Annotated in this window: 6 protein-coding genes; all 6 read right to left on the bottom strand. The window is 67.0% G+C overall.

What is annotated here, in order from left to right:
• Positions 1-287 precede the first annotated feature (287 nt).
• Positions 288-1,067 carry a VacJ family lipoprotein gene (locus HFP89_RS11635; protein WP_168717828.1) on the bottom strand — a complete coding sequence of 260 codons (780 nt, stop codon included), beginning with the start codon at positions 1,065-1,067 and terminating at the stop codon, positions 288-290.
• Positions 1,064-1,357, bottom strand: coding sequence for an STAS domain-containing protein (locus tag HFP89_RS11630; RefSeq protein WP_168717827.1), 294 nt, complete (start codon positions 1,355-1,357; stop codon positions 1,064-1,066). Before HFP89_RS11630 ends, HFP89_RS11635 begins: the two co-directional genes overlap by 4 nt.
• Complete coding sequence (locus HFP89_RS11625; protein WP_168717826.1) at positions 1,350-1,964, bottom strand: ABC transporter substrate-binding protein; 615 nt, start codon at positions 1,962-1,964, stop codon at positions 1,350-1,352. Before HFP89_RS11625 ends, HFP89_RS11630 begins: the two co-directional genes overlap by 8 nt.
• Before the next feature lies 1 nt (position 1,965).
• Positions 1,966-2,439 (bottom strand): outer membrane lipid asymmetry maintenance protein MlaD, encoded by a 474-nt coding sequence (gene mlaD / locus HFP89_RS11620; protein ID WP_168717825.1) that lies wholly within the window; start codon positions 2,437-2,439, stop codon positions 1,966-1,968.
• A 267-nt stretch (positions 2,440-2,706) separates the two neighbouring features.
• Complete coding sequence (locus HFP89_RS11615) at positions 2,707-3,477, bottom strand: MlaE family lipid ABC transporter permease subunit (RefSeq protein WP_168717824.1); 771 nt, start codon at positions 3,475-3,477, stop codon at positions 2,707-2,709.
• Positions 3,474-4,301, bottom strand: a complete 828-nt coding sequence (locus HFP89_RS11610) for an ATP-binding cassette domain-containing protein (protein WP_168717823.1) — start codon at positions 4,299-4,301, stop codon at positions 3,474-3,476. Before HFP89_RS11610 ends, HFP89_RS11615 begins: the two co-directional genes overlap by 4 nt.
• Positions 4,302-4,756: the final 455 nt, after the last annotated feature.

Genomic DNA, 4,756 nt, shown 5'->3' with positions numbered 1-4,756 from the left:
GACCGGTTCGCGCGCAAGCGCCCTCCAACAGGCGAAGCCAGCGCAACGCCCGAACGAAGGCCTGTTGGAGGCCGCTTGCGGGCGAAGGGTGGCCCTGCCGGTTCGCGCGCAAGCGCCCTCCAACAGGCGAAGCCAGCGCAACGCCCGAACGAAGGCCTGTTGGAGGCTGCTTGCAGGCGAAGGGTGGCCCGACCGGTTCGCGCGCAAGCGCCCTCCAGCAGGTGAATCAGCGCCGAGGCCGGATCGAAGGTCTGTTGGAGGCTGCTTGCAGGCGAAGGGTGGGTCGGTCAATTCCTGGCGTCGTCGCCGGGCGGCGGGTCGTCTTCCCAGGGATCTTCGTCGAGCAGCGCGTCGTAATCCGGGGTCGCGGATTCGCCGCTGATCTTGTAGGCGCGGCGCTGCAGCCAGGCGTCGCGCACGAGCAGGTACTCGTCGTACGCGGCGTCGAGGTCGGCGTCGCGGTCGAGCAGGCGGGCGCGCAGCTGAATGATGTCGAGCGGCAGCGGATAGTACTTGGCGCTGTCCAGCGTGCGCTGCCAGGCAATGTCATAGGTCGAGTCGCCGGCCATGCCGAGGGTGTCGCGCACCGTCGACGGGCCGAGGAAGGGCAGCATCAAAAACGGGCTGTCGGCCCAGCCCCAGACCGCCAGGGTCTGGCCGAGGTCCTCGTCGAAATCCGGGATGCCGGCGTCGGTGGCCACGTCGACGATGCCGCCGATGCCGAACACGGTGTTGACGAAGAAGCGTTCGGTCATTCTGAGCGCGTTCATCGGACGGCCCTGCAGCAGCAGGTTGGCGATGTCCGGCAGCGAACGGATGTTGTCGAAGAAGTTGGCGATGCCGCGTTCGACCGGTTCGGGCGTGACGTAGTCGTACCCGCGGGCCAGCGGGCGCAGCACGGCCTTGTCGACGCCGCGATTGAACGCGTAGATGTTGCGGTTGAGCGGCTCCCAGGGATCTTCCGGGATGCGTTCTTCCGGCGGCGGGGCCTTGACCGTGGCGCACGCGGTCAAGAGGGCCACGGCGGCCAGCGTCGAGAACCGGGCAAGAGCATTGTGCAGCGTCATTCGGTCGGGGCCTCCTTCAGGCCGAGCAGTTCGTCGACCTGGCTGAGTGCGGCAATGGTCCTGAGGCCTTCGGGCACGTGGTCGAAACGCACCGTCTGCCCCCGTTCGCGGGCCCAGGCTGCCCACTCGAGCAGCAGCGCAACGCCGGAGGCATCGGCCTGTTCGACATCGGCCAGGTCGATGCACGCCGGCCCACCGTCGGTGCGCCAGCCGCGGGTCGTACGCCACAAGGCCGGGACTTCGTCCTTGGTCAGCGCACCGTCGACCCGATAACGCTCGGTGTCAGACATCCTCGACCTCCAGGTCCAGGCGCCCGGCTTTCAGCCGTTCGAGCGTGGCGTCGAAGCCGTCGGCGCGGATCTGCTCGCCGATCTGGTTGCGGAAAGTGGCGACATAGGAAATCCCTTCGACGATGACGTCGAAGATCTTCCAGCCCTCGTCGGTGTTGCGGAACACGTAGTCGACCGGCGCGGTCTTGCCGTTGTTCAGCGTAACCCGGGTCCGGACCTTGGTCATGCGCTCGCTGTTGTCGCCTTCCAGCGGCAATACCTCGATCTGGTCGCGGGTGCGGAATTCCAGCAGGCCGGTGGCGTAGCGCTCGATCAGCAGCTCGCTGAGCGCGTCGGAAAAGGCAATGACCTTGTCGCGTTCGATGCCGCGGGCGGCGCGACCGAGCACCAGCCGGCCGGAATAGACCACGTCGATGCGCGGCAGCATCAGTTCGCGGACCACGTTTCTCAGCGCGTCGGGGTTTTCCTCGAAGTGCTCGCGGCTCAGTTCGATCTGGCCGAAGATCTCGTTGCTGGTCTCGCGCACGATCTCCACCGGCCCGTCCAGGGCCCGGGTCGGCGTGGAGGCGAGAAGCAACGCGAAGGCCGCCAGCAGGATCCGGTTCATGTCAGTCGTCGCTCGTCGTGTCGTCGGTGTTCAGCAGGTACTTGGAGATCAGTTGTTCCAGCACCATTGCCGAATTGGTGATCAGGATGCGGTCGCCGTCGGCCAGCGGGTCGGGCGAACCGCCCGGTTCCAGCCCGACGTACTGATCGCCGAGCAGGCCGCTGGTCAGGATCGAGGCCGAGGTGTCGTCCGGCAGATCGTCATAGGTCGAATCGATCGCCAGCGTGACCCGCGCCTCCAGCGTTACCGGATCCAGCGCGATCTCCTCGACGGTGCCGATCCGGACGCCGCCCATGCTCACGGTCGATCGCGGCTTCAGGCCGCCGATGTTGGTGAACGTGGCCGTCACCCGGTACGGCTCCTTGCCGCCGATCGCGCCACCGTCGGTGGCCTGCACGGCCAGGAAGACCAGCGCGGCGATCCCGAGCAGCAGGAACACGCCCGCTGCCAACTCGATCTGATTGGAGGATTTCATGATGAATAGGTTCCTCTGAATATCCGGGCCTCTTCAAACGGCTTCTTCAACCGCAGAGTACGCCGATGGGCGCAGATGAATGCAGAACGGCTCCCAGGGTGGGCAACTGCGGACACTGCAGGCAGCAAGCTGCAGGACCGCCTGCCGAGACGGGGCGTTCCGCAAGCCTGCGTGTGCTCTTGTTCTTCATCTGCGTCCATCTGCGAAATCTGTGGTTCCAGGTTCTGGTGTTCGAGATCAATCTGATGTCTGCGGTAACCGCGGTGGCTAGAGCATCAGCGCCGAAAGCACGAAGTCGAGCAGCAGCACGGAAATCGCGGTGGCGATGACGGTCTGGGTGGTGGCCAGGGCCACGCCTTCGCCGGTCGGGCGGCAGGTCCAGCCGAAGTAGACCGCCAGCCAGGCGGCCAGGCCACCGAAGGCCACCGACTTGGCCATACCGGCGCCGAAGTCGCGGCCCAGTTCCACGTTGTTCTGCATCGTGCCCCAGAACACGTTCGGGTCGATGCCCATCAGGAACACCGAGTAGGCCACGCCGCCGGCCAGTGCCATCATGTTGAAGATCAGCGTCAGCACCGGCACCGCGATCAGGCCGGCCAGCAGCCTGGGCTGGACGATCCGCTCCATCGGGTCGATGGCCATCAGTTCCAGTGCGTCGAGCTGCTCGGTGGCTTTCATCAGGCCGATCTCGGCGGTGACCGAGGTGCCGGCGCGGCCGGCGAACAGGATCGCGGTGAGCACCGGGCCGAGCTCCCGGAACAGTGACAGCGCCAGCACCGTGCTGACCGCATCGCCGGCGCCGAAGCGGGTCAGCGTGTCGTAGGTCTGCAGGGTCAGCACCAGGCCGACGAAGAAGCCGCAGGTCATGATGATGACCAGCGAGCGCACACCGATGAAGTAGGTCTGGCGGAGCGTCTCGCCCAGCGTGCCGGAGCGGAAGCGCATCCTCGAGAGCGCCTGGCCGAGGAACACCACGGCGCGGCCGAGGTCCCGCACCGGCGAGAGGATCCGGCCGGATTGCAGCGCGGGCTCGCTCATCGCTCGGCGCTTCCGAGCAGGTCGTCGGCCAGGTCGGACGCCGGGTAGTGGAACGGCACCGGCCCGTCGGGCAGGCCGTCCATGAACTGGCGGACCAGCGGGTCGTCGCTGTCGTGCAGCTCACGCGGACTGCCGTGCGCCACGACCCGGCCATCGGCAATGATGCAGGCGTGGTCGGCGAAGTCCTCGACCACGGCGACATCATGGGTGATGACCACGCTGGTGATGCCCAGCACGCGGTTGATCTGCTTGATCAGCCGGGCGCCGGCGGCCAGCGAGATCGGGTCCAGCCCGGCGAACGGTTCGTCGTAGAGCATCAGGTCCGGGTCCAGCGCCAGCGCCCGGGCCATCGCCACGCGACGGTTCATGCCGCCGGACAACTGGCCGGGAAACAGTTCGGCCGCGCCGCGCAGGCCGACCGCCTGCAGTTTCAGGAGCACCACCCGCCGGATCAGCGACGCCGGCAGATCGGTGTGTTCGCGCAGCGGCAGCGCGACGTTGTCGAACACGGTCAGGTCGGTCAGCAGTGCGCCGTTCTGCAGCAGCACGCCGACGTGGCGGCGCAGGTCGTTCAGCGCCGACCGACCGAGCGAATGGACGTCGGTGCGGCCGATCGTGACGGTGCCCGAGGCCGGTCTCAGTTGACCGGTGATCAGCTTCAGTACGGTGGTCTTGCCCGAGCCGCTGGGGCCGAGAATGGCCGAGACGCTGCCGGCCGGGATCGCCAGCGAAAAGCCGTCGAGCACGGTGCGTCCCGAGCGCACGACCGTGACGTCGTCCAGGCGGACGGCGGGGCGGTCGGGGTCGATGATCGGCGAGTGCATGGCGTCGGTGTCCGGTTCGTGGCGTCGGGCAAGAGTGGGGCAGGCGCGGCCGCGCGACGGTTCGTCCGCTGCCTGTATCGCCCCCTCCGTCATTCTACGGCACGTGATGTCGATCACGGATGTGTCGGAGGTCCCGGTCCCCTGGCGAAGTAGACCGGGAGGTGTCGAAGGTGCTTTCCGGCGAGCGGCAACGCGCCCCGCGCAGATCTGTTCAGCGCTTCGCTAGTGTACCCCGTCGTTCATCCGGCAACGTTCAGCGAGTCGGATCGTGGTGACGAGTGGACTCGCCCTGCGGGAGTGCGTTCGAGTCGAAAGTGCTGCGTTGCGACCCGTGCAGAGGGCTTGTGATTCGCTGCGGGTCGTGCCTTGCACTGTCGACTCCGTCACGCTCTGAATGTCTCGGGGATGAATGACGGGGTACATCTGGTGGGCCATGCGGATATCGGTACCACTCG

Source organism: Wenzhouxiangella sp. XN79A (assembly GCF_012272825.1).
GTDB lineage: Bacteria > Pseudomonadota > Gammaproteobacteria > Xanthomonadales > Wenzhouxiangellaceae.
Note: the sequence above shows the minus strand (reverse complement) of the source record. Positions and strands in the feature narration are given on the sequence as shown.